An 18082-nucleotide genomic window follows, 5' to 3' on the forward strand; every position below is an offset into this window, starting at 1 on the left:
CTTCATGTTTGGCCATGACCCCCGAGAATTGGCCGCGGTTTTCGTCGGCGGCGCCGTGGGCACCCTCGCCCGCGCCGGCCTGGCTGTGCTGGCGGCACCTCAACCCGGACATTGGCCGTGGCCGACGTTCATCGTGAACATCGTCGGCGCGTTTCTGCTGGGGTACTTCACCACGCGGCTGCTGGAACGACTGCCGGTGTCCAGTTACCGCCGGCCACTGTTGGGCACCGGCGTGTGCGGCGGGTTGACCACGTTCTCCACGATGCAGGTCGAGACGGTGACGATGCTCGAGCACGGAAACTGGGCGTTGGCGGCGGGCTATACCGCGGCCAGCATCGCCGCCGGTCTGCTCGCGGTGGCGATCGCGACCGCGATGGTGCGCCGGGCCGCGGTGCGCGGATGACGACCGTGATGGTGTGGACCGGCGTCCTGCTGCTGGGCGGCGTCGGGGCGGTCTGCCGGTTCCTGCTCGACCGCGCGGTGTCCGCCCGGCACACCCGGGGGTTCCCGTTCGGCACCCTGGCGGTCAACCTCAGCGGCGCATTCCTGCTCGGGTTCCTGGGCGGCCTGGCCCTGGACCGGCACGCCGCACTGTTGGCCGGTACCGCATTCGTCGGTTCCTATACGACGTTCTCCACCTGGATGTTGGAGACGCAACGGCTGGGCGAGGAGCGCCGGATCGGGCCCGCGGTGAGCAATATCGTCGTCAGCGTGGCGCTCGGCCTGGTCGCGGCGTGGCTGGGCATGTCGGTGGGAGGCCGGTTGTGACCACCACCGATTACCTCAAGCTGACCGCGTACTTCGCCGAGCGGCTCCGCCACGAGCAACGCTTCGTCGCCGATGCGCTGTTGGACCTGTACGGCGAAAGCGACATCGCGATCAGCGTGATGCTGCGCGGGATCTCCAGCTTCGGCCCACACCATCACCTGCGCACCGACGAGACGCTGAGCGCCTCGGAGGATCCCCCGATCGCCATCGCCGCCGTCGATGCCGCAGACAAGATCTCCGGACTGGCCGAACAGACCGTGGCGCTGATCCCCCGTGGCCTGATCACCGTGGAACGCGCCCAACTGATCCGCCGCGAGTCGCCCGCGCCGACCGTGACCGACACCTGCAAGCTGACCGTGTACGTCGGCCGTCATCAGCGGATCCGTGGCGTGCCGGCCTACCGCGCGGTGTGCGATCTGCTGCACCGGCGCGGTTTCGCGGGAGCGACCGTGTTCCTCGGGGTCGATGGCACCGCGCACGGCCGGCGTCGACGCGCCGCGTTCTTCAGCCGCAACACCGAAGTACCGCTCATGATCATCGGACTGGGCACCGGGGCGCAGGTGAACGCCGTGCTGGGTGAGCTCACCGAACTTCTGGAGAACAACCCGCTGTTCACCGTGGAGCGCGCGCAGCTGTGTAAGCAGGACGGTCAACTGCTGGCCCGTCCTGCCGAGCTTCCGGACACCGATGCCCAGGGCCTGCCGCTGTGGCAGAAGCTGATGGTGCACACCTCCGAGACCGCGCACCACGACGGTGTCCCCGTCCACCGGGCGATCGTCCGCAGGCTGATGCAGACGGGCGCGGCAGGAGGTGCCACCGTGCTGCGCGCGGTGTGGGGGTTCAGCGGCCACGACAAGCCGCACGGGGACCGGCTGTTTCAATTCGGACGGCAGGTGCCGGTGACGACCATCGTGGTGGACACCCCGCGCCGGATCGCGGGAGCCTTCGAGATCATCGATGAAATCACCCGCGAGAGCGGTGTGGTGAGCGCCGAGATGGTGCCTTCGGCAACAGTTGTCGACGCCGGACGCCGACACGGCGGGACCGGTCTGGCGCGCTTCAGTTATTGATTTCACAGGCGTCTGGGTAAGGCTAGCCTATCTTTCCTCTGCCGTGTACCGTGCCACCCCATGCAGTCGACAACACCCGAAGCGGTCAGCGCCGCCCTCACCGAGATCCTTCGCGACGACATGAACGTCGATGTCCGCCGGGTGACCAGGGAATCCCGACTCATCGACGACGTCGGCCTGGACTCGGTGGCGTTCGCCGTCGGCATGGTGGCGATCGAGGACAAGCTCGGGGTTGCCCTGTCCGAAGAGGACCTGCTCAGCTGCGACACCGTCGGCGATCTCGAGGCGGCCATCCTGGCGAAAGTGCCTGCCGCACAGAGCAGCCAGTGAGTGTGCTGGCCACGGCGCTCGCCGCGTCGCTGACCACCACCGACGCCGACCTCGTGGTCTACGACCTCGAGACCCGCGACTGGACGCGCCATCCGTGGGGGCAGGTATACGCGCGCGCCGAGAACGTCGCCGAACAGATCGGCCAGGACGGTTCGACGGCAGTCGGTGTGGTCGGTGAGCCCACCGTTGAGAGCATCGCGGCGGTCCTCGGCGCAGTTCTGGCCGGTGCAGCCGTGTCCGTGCTGCCCGGCCCGATCCGGGGCGCAGATGCCGACACCTGGGCGCAATCCACCGTGAACCGATTCGCCGGAATCGGCGTGGGTACCGTGTTCAGCCACGGCGGCTACCTGGAGCTGCTACGGACGGTCGCGACCCCGCTGAAGATCCACGACGACGCCGTCGTCGCGCACGCTCAACGCTCCACCACACTGCCGCTGGGAACCGGCCGGTTCGCCGTATTGCAGGGCACCGCCGGCTCGACCGGCACGCCCCGCACCGCGCAGCTGACGCCGGCGGCGGTACTGGCCAACCTTCGTGGGCTCAGCGAGCGGATCAGCTTGTCGCACAGCGATATCGGATGCTCGTGGCTGCCGTTGTACCACGACATGGGACTGACCTTCCTGCTGGCCGGAGCGCTCGGCGGCATCGAGGTGTGGCAGGCCCCGACCATCGCATTCGCGGCCTCACCGTTCAGCTGGGTGCGCTGGCTGACCGAGAGCCGCGCCAGCCTGACCGCCGCACCGAACATGGCTTACGGCCTGATCGGCAAGTACTCCAAACGCCTGACCGATCTGGACCTGTCGGCGGTTCGGTTCGCGCTCAACGGAGGCGAGCCGGTGGATTGCGAGGCGACCATCCGGTTCGGAACCGAGCTGTCGCGCTTCGGATTCAATCCCGGCGCCCTGTCACCGTCGTACGGGATGGCCGAATCATCTTGTGCGGTCACCGTTCCCGTACCCGGGCTCGGGGTGGTGCTGGACGAGATCACCGTCACCACGGACGCCGGATCCCACCAGCAGCAACTCGCGGTCCTCGGTGACGCCATCCCCGGGATGGAAGTGCGCCTGCGGCCCAGCGAGGACAACGCGGGCATCGTCGGCCGCGAGGTGGGCGAGGTGGAAATCCGCGGCACGTCGATGATGTCGGGCTACCTCGGCCAGACGGCTCTGAACCCCGGCGACTGGTTCGCCACCGGCGATCTCGGCTATTTCGTCGACGGCGGCCTGGTGGTGTGCGGGCGCACCAAGGAACTGATCACGGTGGCCGGGCGCAACATCTTCCCCACCGAGATCGAGCGGGTTGCCGCTCAGGTCAAGGGTGTTCGCGAAGGCGCCGTCGTGGCCGTGGGCGCCGGCGAGAAATCGGTGCGCTCCGGCCTGGTGATCGCGGCGGAGTTCCGTGGAACTGACGAGGCCGGGGCCCGCAGCCAGGTGATCCAGCAGGTGGCATCCGAGTGCGGCATCGTGCCCGCCGACGTGGTGTTCCTGACGCCGGGGTCACTCCCCCGCACCTCCTCGGGCAAGCTGCGCCGCCTGGAGGTCAAACGACAATTGGAGGCAGCGAAGTCATGAGCACGCCCACGCCGGCGCCGGCCACCACGTCGCTCGAGGAGTACCGCGACCTGCTGGATCGGGTGTTCGACGAGCAGGTCAAGGCCTGGACCGCCGAAGCCGAAGAGACCGAGAGCTTTCCGCGCTCGCTCATCGAGCATCTCGGCCGCAACGGGGTGTTCAGCGAGAAGTGGGGCGACGGGCAGCAACCCGATGTGGCCAAGCTGGTCGAACTGGCCCTCGCGCTGGGACGGACCGGGTCTTCGGGCATCGGTGTGGGTGTCAGCCTGCACGATTCGGCGATCGCCCTGCTACGTCGCTTCGGCAAATCGGACCATCTCCGCACCATCTGCGAGCAGGCCATCCGCGGTGAAGCCGTGCTGTGCATCGCGGCCTCCGAGGAATCCGGGGGTTCGGACCTGCAGATCGTGGAGACCGAAGTCCGCACGGCCCGCGACGGATTCGAGATAAAGGGCATCAAGAAGTTCGTCTCCCTGTCGACGATCGCCGATCACATCATGGTGGTTGCCCGCAACGTCGACCACGATCCGACCAGCCGGCACGGCAACGTCGTCGTCATCGCGGTCCCGACGTCGGCGGTCGAGATCCAGACGCCCTACCGCAAGGTCGGCAACGGGCCGCTGGCCACGGCCGCCGTGCACATCGACACGTGGGTGCCCACCGATCATCTGGTGGCGCGGGCCGGCACCGGGCTGGCAGCGATCTCCTGGGGCCTGGCCCACGAGCGCATGTCGATCGCCGGACAGGTCGCCGCCGGATCGCAGCGGATCCTGGGAATCACATTGGCGCGCATGATGAAACGCCGGCAGTTCGGTCACACCCTCTACGAGCACCAGGCACTGCGGATGCGGATCGCCGATCTGCAGGCCCGCGTCGATCTGCTGCGTTACGCACTGGCCGGGGCGGCGACGCAGGGCAAGCTCGATCTCCGGGCTGCCGCGGCCTTCAAGGTGACCGCGGCGCGGTTGGGCGAAGAGGTGGCATCGGAGTGCATGCACATCTTCGGCGGCTCAGGCTATCTCGTCGACGAGACGCCGCTGGGCAAGTGGTGGCGCGACATGAAGCTGGCCCGCGTCGGCGGCGGCACCGATGAGGTGCTGTGGGAGCTGGTGGCCGCGGCGATGAAGCCCGATTACGACGGCTACGCCGAATTCGCCGGAGCCTGAACCGATTCTCCGGTTACCCGGCGGCGCCGAAGGCGTCGTCGGGTGTGCGCGGCAGCGCATAGAGGGCCATCCGCCGGTTGGACATCTGGTGCTCGCCCAGGAACTCGCATCCGGCCCATTCGCACACCCGCCGGGCGCCGGCATTTCGATGATCCGGATCGAACATGACCCTCCGGCAGTTCGGTTCGAGTTCGAACACGTTGGCCACGATGCGCGGCAACAGGATCGGGCCGATTCCGCGGTTGACGAATCTGAGATCGGCAATCGCGGCGTGCATGCCGATGTCATGCGGATCGGCGGCATAGCGGGGCGCGATGGAATCCTTGGCCGCCCGATACAGCTCGATGTAGCCGACAGGCTTGCCGCGGAAGCTCGCGATGAACGGCCGCGAGTACTGACCGTCGAGCTGAGCCTGCAGGTATCGGCGCCAGCGCTCCGGCTCCCAGTCGTACTCCCAGGCTTCCACCAGGTGCGGACGGTTCATCCATTCCGACACCAGCTCGGCGTCGGCGTCGGCGTCGGCGACCCGGATGTCGTACGGCTCGGCCAGCACGGGGGTGGGCGGAGCGTCGACGGCGCGCACCTGGTCGGTGATGTCAGTCAGCTCGCGCTTGAGTACGGCGGCCCCGGGCAAGTCAGTCACGTCGGTATCGATATCGCTCATTTGAGCGCCGAGCCTACCGTAGCGAGTGAGGGTAGGTTTACCTTCCTCCTCGCGATCGATGTCAGACCAGTAGCTTGGCCAGCACGGTCAGGTGGCTGAGCTCGACTTCACGGGTCGCGGTCACCAAGGTCACCGGGCCGTTGCCGGCCATCGCCCGCAGCTCATCGAAGGCCGCGGCCTCCTCGCCGGACTGCAACTCCTGGGTATAGCGAGCGACGAACTCGTCGTAGCGTTCCGGCTTGTGGTCGTACCAGTGTCGCAATTCCGTGGACGGGGCCACCGCCGGTAGCCAGTGCCCCACCCGCGGATCGGTCTTCTTCATGCCCCTGGGCCAGAGTCGGTCGACCAGAATCCGCTGCCCCTCGTCCGGTTCGGGTTCGGTGTACACCCGGGCCAGCCGGACACGGTGTTTCTCGGCCATGACATGCCATGGTAGGAGGCATGACCGTGGATCGGGTGCAGGATTTGCAGCGCTGGGAAGATTCCGGTGCGCACTGGCGCGTGCTCACCCGTACCCCGGACAGCCTCACGATCGCGTTGCTGCGATGCGACGGCGGCGAGGAAGTGGACCAGTTCACCTCCACCGATCCGCGCCTCCTCGATTTCGTGGGTGACCGCAACACGAGCGAGGACCCGGAACATCCCGTCTGATCACGTGACCGGGCCGAATCGCGCCAGCCGGGCCAGATGGTCGCGGTCGTCCACACCGAGCTTGGCGAACATGCGATAGAGATGCCCGTCTACGGTGCGCACCGACAGGCACAGCTTGCCTGCGATCTCGCGGTTGCTCATCCCGACGCCGACGAGGTGGGCTATCTCCCATTCCCGCTCGGTGAGCGGCAGCGGGCCGCCCGCACAGCACAGGGCAGGCGTCCGCGCACCGGTCTGACCCGACAGCCACAAAGCCCTCGCAGCGGACTCCAATTCACCTCCCCGGCAACCGGTCTGGGCGAACTGCCGGGCCGCGTGGGCCGCTGCATCCGCGGCCAATGCCAGCGCGCCGATCGCCTCGAAACGGTCCGTGGCAGCGACAAGTTGTTCGGGATCATGCTGAGCCAGGCCGACGCTGTGCGCGGTGATGGCCTCGGTCAGCCTGCCACCGAGGCGGTGCGCCAGTTGCCGGATCCTGCGGTGACCTGACGGTTCCCCGAATCTCAGCGCGGTGTGCAGGGCTGTGAGCTCGACTGCGTCCATCTCGTGCGCCTTGGCGCACTGCGCTGCCCGGGCGGCATGACCGACGGCTGATCTCGTGTCGCCATTGGCAGCCGCCGCCCAGGCTCTCGCCAGCTCCAGGTCCGGCCTGAACACCTCCAGTGGCCCGACCGCGGCGGCCTCGGCGCGCAGCAGCGCAGCGCGTGCACCAGGCCCGTTGCCCCGCATCCCCTCGGCCTGAGCCAGCCATGACGCGACCACCATGAGCCAGCCCGGCGGCAATCCATGAGGCGTCGCCCATACCGCGGCCTGAAACGCTTCACATGCCGAGGGAAGGCATCCGTGGGCCAGCGCCACCCGCCCACTCAGCGCCGCGACGACAGCCTCGCCCTGCGGAGAACCGGCGGCCAGCACGGCGTAGCGGTCGCAGACCCGCTGGGCCCGCGCCAGCTCCCCTTCCGCCGCCGCCGCAGACACCTGCGCGAAGGCCAGCCAGTAACGCTGCGGCCCTGACTCGCAATCCTCGGCGGCCAATTCGCCCACCTGTGCAACGGCGGAGACCTCGTCCCAGCGCCCCGACAGGGCCAGCGCGCCCGAGCCGGCCAGCGCTGCCCACACATTGGCCGTCGACATAGTCTCAACGCCGAGTATCTCGGTACCCATCGAGATCGCATCGGCAAGCCCACCGGCGAAGAACGCGAAAACCGCCTCCATCGCCACCACCAGTCCCAACGTCCGCGGGCAGTGCAGCTGCCGGCGAACCAGGGCGAGTACGGCCCGCGCGGCGTCAGGACGGGCACACCCGAAGAACAGGTTGGAGGCCCGCAGGCAACCCCAACGCGCCAGCATCGGCTCGTCGTCGGCCTGCGGCACCGAACGGGCCAGCAGTTCCTCGGCCTGCTCGCCACGCCCCTGCCAGCTCATCGCGTCGGCCAGCACCATCGCCGCAGGCACCCCGGCGCCGTGATCCAGGGCGTATCGGGCCAGCTCTTCTCCCAGGGCCAGGTTGGACATGGTGACGGCACTGGCAGCGGCGTCGGCGACAACCTCCGCATCCGCCGGACCGTCGCCCCCTGTCATGAATCGCGCCAGCTGAATACGCCCACGTACGTCAGCGGGCCCGACGTGGTTCGGCGACGCCAGGTGTTGCCCCAACAGCGCGGCCAGGAGCGTATTGATCTGCCGGGAACGGGTTTTCGAGCATCGACTACGGGCCACTTCACCGATGATGGGATGGCCTGGCTGCACGACGGTGCAGGTCGCGTCATTCAGCACCTGGATCGCTCCCCTGCGCTCGAGCCTGGCGATCGCGTCGAGGTCGCAGGCGCCCACCAGCACGTCCCAGTCGAGTACCTCCGCGGTGGACACGACCTCAAGCACATCACGTTCGTCCGGCGTCACCGTGTCGAATCGTGACTCGATGAGCGCGTGCAGATCGGCACTCGCCCGTAGCTGCCCGCGCAACCGCCACCGGCCCTGATCGCAGACAAACGCCGAATCGCTCAGGGCCGCGTTGAGCGCACCCCGGAGGTAGAGCGGACTTCCCGAGGAGAACCGGTGCAGTTCTGCGACCGCATGCGCCTCGACCTCGCCGCCCAACACGGCCGCCGCCAACTCGCCCGTCTGCTCGCGTGTGAAGGGTTCGAGGTCCAACCGCAGCAGCAGCTGTTCCTTCCACAACGCCGTCACCGCATCGGATGTGGCCGCGCCGTTCCCGATCGTGACGATCAGCCTCGGCGCGCCGTGCACCGCGAGCTGCTGGACCAACAGGGCCGACAACGGGTCCAGGTACTGCGCGTCATCGGCCACGATGACCAGGTCAGGATCGGCTGCCATCATCTCGTGTGCGACGGCGAGCATCACCGTCGGGTCGTGTGCATCGGTGAGGGTCAGTGCGTGACGAAATGCCCCCAGCGGCACCGCCTGCCCGGTCTCGGTACCCAGCACGAACCGGACCGGGCAACCGTCGGCCTCCAGACCCTCGGCCAGCACCCGGGCCAGCGCCGACTTGCCCACCCCGGCTCTTCCGGCCAGCACCACACCGCGGGAGCCGCCCCGCAGTGCCTGCGTGGCTTCACGCAGTTCGGCATCCCGTGCGACGAATGGCCAGTCCGACAAATACGACCCCCAGAGGTTCGCGGCTTACCCGGGTGACGGTACGCCGGTACAAGAATTTGTAACGGCTATTCACGGCCGTCGCGACACGAATCTTTGCCTCAGAAAACACTTCTCGGTCGCCGGCGGCACTCACTCCAGGCAGCCTAAGCCGCCGATCGCGGCTCCCATACGCCGCGCCGCATCACTGCGGCGACAGCGAGATCCGCATCGAGTACGACGAGATCGGCTGCGGCACCGGGGATCAGGCCGCCACCGGGAAACCCCAGCGCCCGGGCCGGGTTGAGCGAGGCCTGACGGACAGCGAGCAGCAGGGCCTCCTCCTCGCCGGCCAAACCGCAATGCGCCACGGCGAATCGGACTACGCGGTCCATGGTCGCCGTGCTCCCCGCGACGGTGTCGGTGCCTCCGACGAACGCGACCCCGTCGACCACGTCGACCTGCACCGGCCCCAGGTGATAACGCCCGTCGGACATGCCGGTGGCCGCCATCGCGTCGGTGATCAGCGAAGCGCGATCCGGGCCCACCGAACGCGTGACATGCCGGTAGATGGCCGGATCGATGTGGACCCCGTCGGTGATGAGTTCAACGGTGACGGACGGGTCTTCGAGCAGCGCGATCACCGGACCCGGCTCCCGCCGGTCGATGGGGCGCATTGCATTGAACAGATGTGTGCCCACCGTGGCACCGGCCGCGATCGCGGCGCGGGTCTGTTCGTACGTCGCCTCGGTATGCCCGACGGCGACGACGACGCCGGCATCGACCAGACGCCGGATTGCGGCCAGGGCACCCGTCCGTTCGGGCGCGATCGTCACCATCCGGATCGTTCCCGCGGCGGCGTCGAGCAGCCGGTCGATCTCCGCCGGATCCGGATCACGCATGAGCGCAGGTTGATGGGCCCCGCACCGCATGGTCGACAACCACGGGCCCTCCAGGTGGATTCCGTCGATCAGCCCGTCCCGCACCTGCTCGGCGAGCACGGCGACCTGACGCAGTAGATCGTCCGGGCTCGCGGTGACCAGGGAGGCGATCATGGTGGTGGTTCCGTGCGCGCGGTGCAGTGCCACCGCGGCCGACGTGTCGGCTTCCGATGCCACCGAGAAACTGCCACCGCCACCGCCGTGCGTGTGAGTGTCGACGAAGCCCGGCATCACCGTCACCGGGCCGAGGGCACGATCGGCAGGCCGCGGCGGCTCTCCCGCACCCAGCGCCTGCACCCGGCCGCCGGACACGTCAATCCATCCGGGCCGCAACAGATCTGCGCCCGTGATCAGCGTTTCGGCGGTCAGCAGCATTCAGATGCCCTGCCAGTCCGGTTTCGACAGGTAGGTCTCACGGTAGTAGCCGATGAGCTGAAGCCGCTGTGCCGCAGCCTCATCCAGCAGAACGGTGACATGCGGATGATGCTGCAGGATGGTCGCCGGCCACATGGCGCTCACCGCCCCCTCGACGAGGTGGTGCACGGCTTCGGCCTTGCTGCGACCGAGCGCCACCAGGATCACGTGCCGGGCGGCCATGATGGTGGCCAGCCCCTGGGTCAGGCAGTGTGTCGGCACGGCTTCGAGGTCGTCCCCGAAGAACCGGGCGTTGTCGAGGCGGGTCTGCCGCGTCAGCGTCTTGATCCGGGTGCGTGACGCCAGCGAGGACCCGGGCTCGTTGAAGCCGATGTGCCCGTCGGTGCCGATACCGAGGATCTGCAGATCCACGCCGCCGGCGGCGCGAATGGCGTCCTCATACGCCGCGCACGCCGCCGGAATGTCGGTCGCCAGGCCATCGGGGCCGAGCACGGCATCAGGCGCGAAGTCGACGCGTGAGACGAACACGGTGTCGATCACATTGCGGTAGCGCTCGGGATGGTCGGCGGGCAGACCGACGTATTCGTCGAGGGTGAACGCCCGAACCTGCCGGAAGGAGATGCGCCCGGCGGCATGCCGTGCGGCGAGCTCGTCGTAGATCGCCAGCGGTGACGAGCCGGTGGCCAGCCCGAGCACCGCATCGGGTTTGCGAACCAGGAGCGCGCCGATCGCATCGGCGGCCAGACCGCCGATCGTGGCGGCGTCGGGCAGGATGATGACTTCCATTTACTTGTTCGCCGTGAAAAGCTCTGCACCCGAGTCGATGTCGAGCCCCGAGGCGACCGGTGCAGCCACGGTCACGTTGCCGGGTTCACGCTCGTCCATGACCACGACCGGCACAATCGGATTGAGCCCCTTCGCCTCGATGGCAGGCACGTCGTAGGTGATCACCACCTGGCCGGCGTCGACCTGATCCCCCTGGCTCACGTGCGTCGTGAATCCTTCACCGTTGAGTGCGACCGTATCCAACCCGAGGTGAACCAGGACGCCGACGTTGTCGGCGGTCATGATGACGTACGCGTGCGGCATCAGCTTCAACAACTTGCCGCTGACCGGGGCGATCGCGTCGATCACACCCCGCGGTGGGTCCACGGCCGCGCCATATCCCACCATGCCCGCCGAGAACACCGGGTCCGGAACATCCTGGAGTGCCACTGCGCGCCCCGCGACGGGGGCGAGAACTCGCGTGCTGCTCACTGTGTTGGCTCCTTTGCGGGGCGGGGGTGCTCGTGACCCAACAATACGAGGGTGGCCGAAAGACGGCCGCGCGTTCGCGGGTTCTCGTCTAAGCTTCCGCACAGCTTTGCGGCGGTTCACGCCGAGTGGTCAGGAGGACGGTGGGCTATGAGCGGTACGACCAAACCTGAAGGCGCACAGGAGAAGTCCGGTCTGAACATACCCGCTTTCGCCCAGCTGCAACGCCTCGGCAAGAGCCTCATGCTGCCCATCGCCGTGTTGCCCGCCGCGGGCATCCTGCTCCGGCTGGGTCAACCCGACCTGCTGGGCCGGATCGACTTCCCCGTCATCGGCCCGTTCTTCAAGGCGATGAGCGCGGCCGGTGACGCCCTGTTCACCAATCTGCCGCTGCTCTTCGCGGTCGGTGTCGCGATCGGCTTCGCCCGCAAGGCCGACGGCTCGACGGCACTGGCTGCGGTGGTCGGCTACCTGGTGATGGCAGCGGTCTTCAAGACCATGTCCCCGATCGTGCTGGCGGGCGAGGTGGACAAGGCGGGCGACCAGGCGCAGATCAACTACAGCGTCTTCGCCGGCATCGTGGTGGGTCTGGTGACGGCCTGGTTGTTCGACCGCTACCACACCATCCAATTGCCGTCCTATCTCGGCTTTTTCGGAGGACGGCGATTCGTCCCGATCGTGGTGTCGCTGGCGAGTTTGTTCATCGCCTTCCTGATGAGCTACTTCTATCCGATCTTCGATGCGGGCCTGACCGGTCTCGGCCGGTTCATCGGCGGCAGCGGTGCGTTGGGTGCGTTCGTCTATGGGTTCGCCAACCGCATGCTGATTCCGCTGGGCTTACACCACATCCCGAACTCGTACGTGTGGTTCATCTACGGCGACTACCAAACGCCGGACGGCAACGTGGTCACCGGCGAACTCACCCGGTTCGCGGCCGGAGACCCGACCGCGGGGATCCTCACCTCGGGGTTCTACCCGGTCCTGATGTTCGGATTGCCCGCCGCCGCGCTGGCGATGATCCTGGCCGCGAACAAGAAGCAGCGCAAGGTTGCGGTCGGCATCCTCTCGGCGGCCGCCCTCACCGCATTCCTGACCGGCGTGACCGAACCGCTGGAGTTCGCGTTCATGTTCGTGGCGTTCCCGCTCTACGTCATCCATGCGGTCCTGACGGGGCTGTCCCTCGCGATCGCCTACCTGCTCGACATCCACCTGGGCTTCTCGTTCTCCGCCGGCCTCCTCGACCTGTTGCTCTACGGCGGTGCACCCGCGGCGAAGAACATCTGGCTCCTCATCGCGATGGGTCTGGCGTTCTCGGTCGTGTACTTCGTCCTGTTCTGGTTCGCCATCAAGAAATGGAACATGCGTACACCGGGCCGTGAACCCGAAGCCGAGTTCGAAGCCGAGGAACAGGCCAACCTCGGCGAGGGCGCCGACTCCACGACTACCGTCACAGCCGGCGGCGCAGGCACTCTCACCGCACCCGCGCGGGCCGACACGCGGGCCGAGCAGATCATCGCCGCATTCGGCGGCCAGGAAAACCTCGTGAACGTCGACGCCTGCATCACCCGGCTGCGGATGGAGGTCGCCGACAAGAGCAAGGTCGACCAGGACCGGCTGAAGTCGCTCGGCGCCGCAGGCGTCATCGAAGTCGGCAACAGCGTTCAGGCGGTGTTCGGCACCAGTTCCGAGGCACTCAAGAACGAGATCGTCGACAGCCTGTAGTGCTTGGGCAACCTCACACCGACAGCAACCTCTGGAAGAAATCGCGATAGCGCGTGAGCGCCACCCGAAGGTCTTCGGTGGATGCCTCCTCGCCTCGGGACCATTGCGCCTCAAGTCGAGACCGGGTGTCGGCGAAGCTCGCGGTGAGCTCTTCGACCACTTCCGCCACCAGGTTGTCCGCTTTCTGCACACACTCTCTCGGATCGTCGACGAAGGCCGCCTGAACGTCATTCCAGCGCGAGTGCAGCCCCGAGCGATGTTCGTCGGCGAACAACAACGTGTTGTCCTCGCTGCCCGCCCGGGCCTCGGCCGGTCGGGCCGTCGTCGTGTGTTCGTCGTGCGTGGTCACGCCCGCGCCTCCTTGGTCGAATCCGTACCGGCATCGTGCCTGTCCGCCTCACGGCCGCCCGCGTCGTGCTGGGTCAGGGCGTCACGTTCGGCGGCCCCGTCGTCGAGTCCGGTTCTCGCTTCGGGCACCGCGCCGACCAACTGCTCGAAGAGTGCGCGATAGTGCACGATCGCCTCACGCTGAGCTTCGGTACCGATCTCACCTTTCTCTTGGGCAAGGTGCAGGATGTGCGCAGCACGATAGTGCTCGACCACCTTGGGGTGGTCGACTGAGATGTCAGCGGCACGCTGCTCGAAATCGTCGATCGGATAACCCCGTTCACGCATCACCTCGGTAACCAGGCGGTCTGCCTCGCTGACCGACTTCGACGGGCTGTCGACAAACCCGGCCTGGGTCACCCCCCATGCCTCGATGTACCTGGCCCGGGATTCCGGGGTCAACTCATTGATCTTGAGCTTGTTGTGCTTGCGTTCGCGCGCACGCAGTTCCCGCTCCGCGGCACGCTGACCGCCTGCTGTCTCGACAGCGTGCTCATACTCGGGCCCGAACTGTTCCCTGAGTCGTTCACTGCGCTTCTGGCGCATCATCGCTGCGACCACGACCACCGCGAGCAGCACGATGACCACGGCGACTACGACGATGACGATCCAACTCCATGTAGGCATTTCCAGACCTCCTGCGGCCAGGAGTACCCACGCACCGTCGACAGAAACGTCAATTCCTGGACGCGCCAGCGCGGTCAGCGGCAATACGACCGGGTGGCGTGGTCCAGCGCCCGCCGATACAGCGGATCCAGATCGCGTGCGGCCGCTACCTCGTCAACCGCGTTCGCCAGGTCGGTCCGGCAGGCCGGTGAGTGCAGGGCAGGCCACTGGCTGACGATCTCGTTCACCATCGCGTGGTTGAGTCCGTCGATGGTCGTCCTCGACACGGCCAGGTCGGGAGCTCTCACCGGAGCCGTGGTGGGATCGAGCTTCCATTGCGAGAACAGCCCGTACTCCACCGCGACGGTCGCGTCGATCTGATCCCGGAAAACGTCCCTCACGTAGGCCGGATCGATATTCCGGTCGCCGGCCTCAGCGGTGGTGGCGTCGATGACCTGTTGTTCACGGCGTGGATCCTCGATCGCCCCTCCGGTGCGGAACTTGTTGGCGGCCACCGGATCCGCGGTCTGCAGCCGCTGCGCGGCGGCGTCGACCAGCGGTTGCAGCGGGCTGGGCCCCTCTGCTCGGGCGATCGGTGCGAGGGACAGCGCCGCGAGTGCGAGGGCACCGACCGTTGCGATTCGGCTCGTCATCAGAGCTTGGCGAAGCAGGCGTCGTCGGATTCGTCGTTGGGAATGGACGCGTTCTGGCTGGAGAACTTGCCCACCACCCCGGTGTCGGTCACCGCGACGCTGTCAGCGTGAATGCCCAGCGGGTAGGCGTCGTTGAGCTTGGTCGTCAGGCCGTCGAGGGCGGCCTGCACAGTGCCTTTGTCGAACGGGCCGCTGACATCGGTGACCTGGAGATCGAGATTGCCGTTGTTCACCACCGGTTTCGCCGTCACCTTGGTGTCCCCTACCGCCGCCATCGTGATGGTGCCCGCAGCGGGATCGGTACTGACATCGGTGACCAGTGCACCGACGCCGGGCAGATTCTCCGCCACCGTGTCCTTGATACCTGCCGACGTCCAACTCAGTGTGGCGCTCAACGATCCGATGGTGCCCTTGGAGTCCGCGGTGCCCTGCAAGCGGATGTCCGACAACGCCACATCCGCGGTCATCCCCTTCGCGGCCTGTACCTGCTTACCTCCGGTCTCCACCGAGATGTTGGTGTAGTGCCCGTTGATGTGCTGCCACAAGAACGGCGGATTGACGCCGAACGAGACCGAGGCGTTGTCCTCCACGACGCATTCGGCGACCGCGACGAGTACCGAACCGGCCTTGTGCCGGGCATAGAGTTCGGCGCCGGTCAGGCCGATCACCACGACTGCGACGACAATGATTGCGGCCAGGATGATCCCCTGAGGACTGCGCCACAGGGAAGTCGACTTCGCCAGCTCGGGCTGCGCCTCGCGGGGTCCGGCGGCGGGCGGTTTCTGCGGCGGCTGTCCGGCCGGCCGAGGAGACACCGGCGGACGGTTCCGCATGATCTTCTCGGTCGCGGCCTCCGGCGGGTTGAACTTCTCCGTCGCGGCGTCAGGTCGCTGAGGGCGGGCCCGGATCTGCTCGGTCGGCGCTTCTTGCCGGCCTGGCCGAGGCAGCCTGCGGGTGGCCGGATCAGGCGGCGGCACGGGGCCCCGGCCACGCCTGCCGGGGTCGCCGGGATGTTGCGGCGGTGTCGGCACCCCCGCAATTCTGCCCCATCGCCCGGCGCGTCAGCAGTGTGGCGCGCCTGTGGGTTCGCTCCTCATTCCTGGTTGTCCGCCGCGCCCGCCGGCACTGCTTCGGGCTGTTGTTGCAGGCCAGCGGGATTTGCGGTGGCGGCCGCGGCGATCGACAGTCCGGCGATCACCAGGCAGATCACGGTGTAGACGAGGCTCCCGGTGGGATCGCCGTCGGCGGTGACACCGTCGACAGCACCGAAGTACGCCGGCAGGGCTGTCAGCCACAGGACCGTCATCACCGCCAGGTACACCGCGGCATATCGCAGGATCAGCGGGTTCGCATAGCGCACGGCCGCGGGATCGCGGTCCTTGCGCAGGCTCGACCATTGACTGATCAGCACGGGAATCGCCACCACGGTGAGCACGACCAGTTCGGCCGCGTAGACGATGCCGCCCACCGTCGTACTGCCCGAGATCGACGTGGCGAGGGTGGCGGGCAGCGGCAGGATCGCCGTGCCGATCGATGCCAGGACGCCGATCACGATGGTGCGACCCACGATCTGTAGACCGGTGAAGGCCTTGCCGTCCTGGACATGGCGACCGACGAACAGCTGCACACAGAAGGCCAGCGACATCGGCCACAGCGCCGCGAACACCACCACACTGGGCAACGGCACCGAAGCGAAGAACGGCTGGTTCATCGGATGATCCAGCGTCCACTCCCACCACCGCAGCTGCGGCCCGAGGTGATCGAAGATCTCATAGAAGGCATGGTGGACGAACCCGACGCAGACCGCCCCCACCAGCACGCCGCGCCTGCGGAAGACCCCGAGGATGCGGACGATCTCGTAGGCGACGGTGGCCATCATGGGATAGATGGCGACGATGTAGAGCGGCAGCCTGCCCCAGAGGAAGTCGACGGTGAACACGTTGTGCGCGAACATCGTGTCGACGTGATCGGCGATCCCGAACGCCCCGGGGAAATAGAGCGGCGGTTCGATGATCAGCAGGTAGGCGATGGCGCCGAACCACAGCACCAGGTTGGTGGGATCGTTGTGCCTGCGCAGCCGCACGATCGCGTACACCAGGGCCAGCACCGCGCCGGCGATCACCGTGATCTCCAGCACCGGCAGCGTCCAGTTCTCCAACCCGAACGGGTTGCGGAACTCGATCAGACCACCCGCAGTGTCACACGAAAAGCCCAGTCGTTCAGCCAATCCCGCGAAAGTCGGGGTACACAGATCAGACATCGGCGGTGGCTGCTTTCTCCTCGGCGGCGTCACCCGCGGTGTACCACTGGGTGACCTCGTAGCCGTCCTCGTACCGCCGGAACCACTCGTCGGCCAATGCCGGCAGCTTCTCGTGGGCCGGGTTGTGGCCCGGGACCTGGCTGCGCACGACGCCGGTGAGAGCGGTCAGCATCTCGCGCACCGGCAGATGCGCGAACGCGTTCTCCACCGGTCCGTCGTACGGGGTCTTGGTGAACGGAAGCTTCTGCAGCAGAGCCTTTTTCCGCGCCTGCATACCGAACATCGACATCGCGTCGAGCTTGCGCTCCTCCAGCGGAACATGCTTGTTGAAGCCCTCACAGGCCACCTTGAGCACCGCCCACACGTGCTTGAAGATCGACGGAGCGACCCGCATGCGGTACCACGGATCGTCGGCCACCGCGTCATAGATGATCAGCGCGGAGCTGCGGTGCTCGACCTCTTCGACGAAGTGCCACAGGAACAATGACGCGACCCGGTCGTCGCCCGGAGCGAAAAGCGTGTCGTCATGGTCGAGCATCAGCTTGAACACCGGGGTGAACGTCGCCTCCAGATCGGCGGTGTAGGCCAACCGATACTTCAGCGGGGTCTCGGCGGTCAGGTCGTCGAACGCCTTGACCACCTCGTCGAGGGTCTCTTTGAGGCCCGGGTAGGTCTTGATCAGACCCTTGGCGTGCTGTCGGTGGGCCATCGCGTGCTGGCCTTCCTGCCGCACGAAGGCCTGAGCCTCCTCGGCCACCGCCGGATCGGTGATGTACGGCATGGCCTCGGTGATCATGTGACCGATCATCTTCTCGAAGGCGATGGCCAGGAACGACACCGCGTTCGCCATCGACGAGAACGCCGGGTTGGTCTCGTTCCACAGGAACGGGACGCGGTGATCCGCGAACGCGAACCTCATCTTCCGCACGATCAGATCCGTCATCGGTGCCACCTCGCTTGTCCGAGCAATCATACAAAGAACGCTTGAGTTGTATGATTACTACACGCGAATGCGGCCCGTCAACGATGGGTGGCGATATCCTGCAGGAATGTGGCTGGCCAGGAACCC

At 67.1% G+C, this 18082-nt stretch carries 20 protein-coding genes; 8 read left to right on the plus strand and 12 right to left on the minus strand.

Annotated features, from left to right (window positions below; genetic code table 11):
• Nucleotides 1-4: 4 nt before the first annotated feature.
• From crcB (G6N57_RS26740) to mbtN, 6 genes are read left to right on the plus strand one after another with little or no spacing between them, the layout of a single operon-like run.
• The gene (gene crcB, locus G6N57_RS26740; protein WP_077743709.1) at nt 5-403 is read left to right on the plus strand and encodes a fluoride efflux transporter CrcB; all 399 of its coding nucleotides are present in this window, start codon (nt 5-7) and stop codon (nt 401-403) included.
• The gene (crcB, locus tag G6N57_RS26745; protein ID WP_077743708.1) at nt 400-768 is read left to right on the plus strand and encodes a fluoride efflux transporter CrcB; all 369 of its coding nucleotides are present in this window, start codon (nt 400-402) and stop codon (nt 766-768) included. The genes crcB (G6N57_RS26740) and crcB (G6N57_RS26745) overlap by 4 nt, the downstream gene beginning before the upstream one ends.
• Nucleotides 765-1838 (plus strand): DUF190 domain-containing protein, encoded by a 1074-nt coding sequence (locus G6N57_RS26750; protein ID WP_077743707.1) that lies wholly within the window; start codon nt 765-767, stop codon nt 1836-1838. The genes crcB (G6N57_RS26745) and G6N57_RS26750 overlap by 4 nt, the downstream gene beginning before the upstream one ends.
• A 60-nt stretch (nt 1839-1898) precedes the next feature.
• Nucleotides 1899-2168, plus strand: coding sequence for a mycobactin biosynthesis acyl carrier protein MbtL (locus G6N57_RS26755; RefSeq protein WP_019348478.1), 270 nt, complete (start codon nt 1899-1901; stop codon nt 2166-2168).
• Nucleotides 2169-2173: 5 nt separating this feature from the next.
• On the plus strand, nt 2174-3739 hold the full coding sequence (gene mbtM / locus G6N57_RS26760; RefSeq protein ID WP_234815677.1) for a long-chain-fatty acid--ACP ligase MbtM: 1566 nt from the start codon (nt 2174-2176) through the stop codon (nt 3737-3739).
• Nucleotides 3736-4905, plus strand: a complete 1170-nt coding sequence (gene mbtN, locus G6N57_RS26765) for a mycobactin biosynthesis acyl-ACP dehydrogenase MbtN (protein WP_077743705.1) — start codon at nt 3736-3738, stop codon at nt 4903-4905. Before mbtM ends, mbtN begins: the two co-directional genes overlap by 4 nt.
• Before the next feature lie 13 nt (nt 4906-4918).
• Here the strand turns inward: mbtN and G6N57_RS26770 are convergent, their stop codons facing one another.
• Complete coding sequence (locus G6N57_RS26770; protein ID WP_077743704.1) at nt 4919-5569, minus strand: GNAT family N-acetyltransferase; 651 nt, start codon at nt 5567-5569, stop codon at nt 4919-4921.
• Between the two features lie 61 nt (nt 5570-5630).
• A complete protein-coding gene (locus tag G6N57_RS26775) occupies nt 5631-5990 on the minus strand; it encodes a DUF488 domain-containing protein (protein ID WP_077743703.1) in 360 nt (119 codons plus the stop codon).
• A 20-nt stretch (nt 5991-6010) separates the two neighbouring features.
• On the opposite strand from G6N57_RS26775, the gene G6N57_RS26780 reads away from it, so the two are divergent.
• The gene (locus tag G6N57_RS26780) at nt 6011-6220 is read left to right on the plus strand and encodes a hypothetical protein (protein WP_077743702.1); all 210 of its coding nucleotides are present in this window, start codon (nt 6011-6013) and stop codon (nt 6218-6220) included.
• On the opposite strand, the gene G6N57_RS26785 is transcribed toward G6N57_RS26780, so the two are convergent.
• The 4 genes from G6N57_RS26785 to G6N57_RS26800 form a co-directional block, all read right to left on the minus strand.
• A complete protein-coding gene (locus tag G6N57_RS26785) occupies nt 6221-8839 on the minus strand; it encodes a helix-turn-helix transcriptional regulator (RefSeq protein WP_077743701.1) in 2619 nt (872 codons plus the stop codon).
• Between the two features lie 143 nt (nt 8840-8982).
• Entirely contained in the window at nt 8983-10131 is a 1149-nt protein-coding gene (nagA, locus tag G6N57_RS26790; RefSeq protein ID WP_077743700.1) for an N-acetylglucosamine-6-phosphate deacetylase, read from the minus strand.
• Nucleotides 10132-10917, minus strand: coding sequence for a glucosamine-6-phosphate deaminase (gene nagB / locus G6N57_RS26795; protein WP_077743699.1), 786 nt, complete (start codon nt 10915-10917; stop codon nt 10132-10134).
• Nucleotides 10918-11388, minus strand: a complete 471-nt coding sequence (locus tag G6N57_RS26800) for a PTS sugar transporter subunit IIA (RefSeq protein WP_077743698.1) — start codon at nt 11386-11388, stop codon at nt 10918-10920.
• 147 nt (nt 11389-11535) lie between these two features.
• On the opposite strand from G6N57_RS26800, the gene G6N57_RS26805 reads away from it, so the two are divergent.
• Complete coding sequence (locus tag G6N57_RS26805) at nt 11536-13107, plus strand: PTS transporter subunit EIIC (RefSeq protein ID WP_077743697.1); 1572 nt, start codon at nt 11536-11538, stop codon at nt 13105-13107.
• Between the two features lie 13 nt (nt 13108-13120).
• On the opposite strand, the gene G6N57_RS26810 is transcribed toward G6N57_RS26805, so the two are convergent.
• The 6 genes from G6N57_RS26810 to G6N57_RS26835 form a co-directional block, all read right to left on the minus strand.
• Nucleotides 13121-13456 (minus strand): hypothetical protein, encoded by a 336-nt coding sequence (locus G6N57_RS26810; protein WP_077743696.1) that lies wholly within the window; start codon nt 13454-13456, stop codon nt 13121-13123.
• Nucleotides 13453-14121, minus strand: a complete 669-nt coding sequence (locus tag G6N57_RS26815; protein ID WP_077743892.1) for a hypothetical protein — start codon at nt 14119-14121, stop codon at nt 13453-13455. The genes G6N57_RS26810 and G6N57_RS26815 overlap by 4 nt, the downstream gene beginning before the upstream one ends.
• Nucleotides 14122-14195: 74 nt before the next feature.
• Nucleotides 14196-14753 carry a chorismate mutase gene (locus G6N57_RS26820; protein ID WP_077743695.1) on the minus strand — a complete coding sequence of 186 codons (558 nt, stop codon included), beginning with the start codon at nt 14751-14753 and terminating at the stop codon, nt 14196-14198.
• Nucleotides 14753-15784, minus strand: a complete 1032-nt coding sequence (locus G6N57_RS26825) for an LmeA family phospholipid-binding protein (protein WP_077743694.1) — start codon at nt 15782-15784, stop codon at nt 14753-14755. Before G6N57_RS26825 ends, G6N57_RS26820 begins: the two co-directional genes overlap by 1 nt.
• Nucleotides 15785-15846: 62 nt before the next feature.
• Nucleotides 15847-17013: a hypothetical protein gene (locus G6N57_RS26830; RefSeq protein WP_077743693.1), complete on the minus strand. Its 1167-nt coding sequence runs from the start codon at nt 17011-17013 to the stop codon at nt 15847-15849.
• Nucleotides 17006-17956 (minus strand): metal-dependent hydrolase, encoded by a 951-nt coding sequence (locus G6N57_RS26835; protein WP_077743692.1) that lies wholly within the window; start codon nt 17954-17956, stop codon nt 17006-17008. Before G6N57_RS26835 ends, G6N57_RS26830 begins: the two co-directional genes overlap by 8 nt.
• Between the last annotated feature and the right edge of the window lie 126 nt (nt 17957-18082).

The organism is Mycolicibacterium boenickei, assembly GCF_010731295.1.
In the GTDB taxonomy this organism is placed as follows: Bacteria; Actinomycetota; Actinomycetes; order Mycobacteriales; family Mycobacteriaceae; genus Mycobacterium; species Mycobacterium boenickei.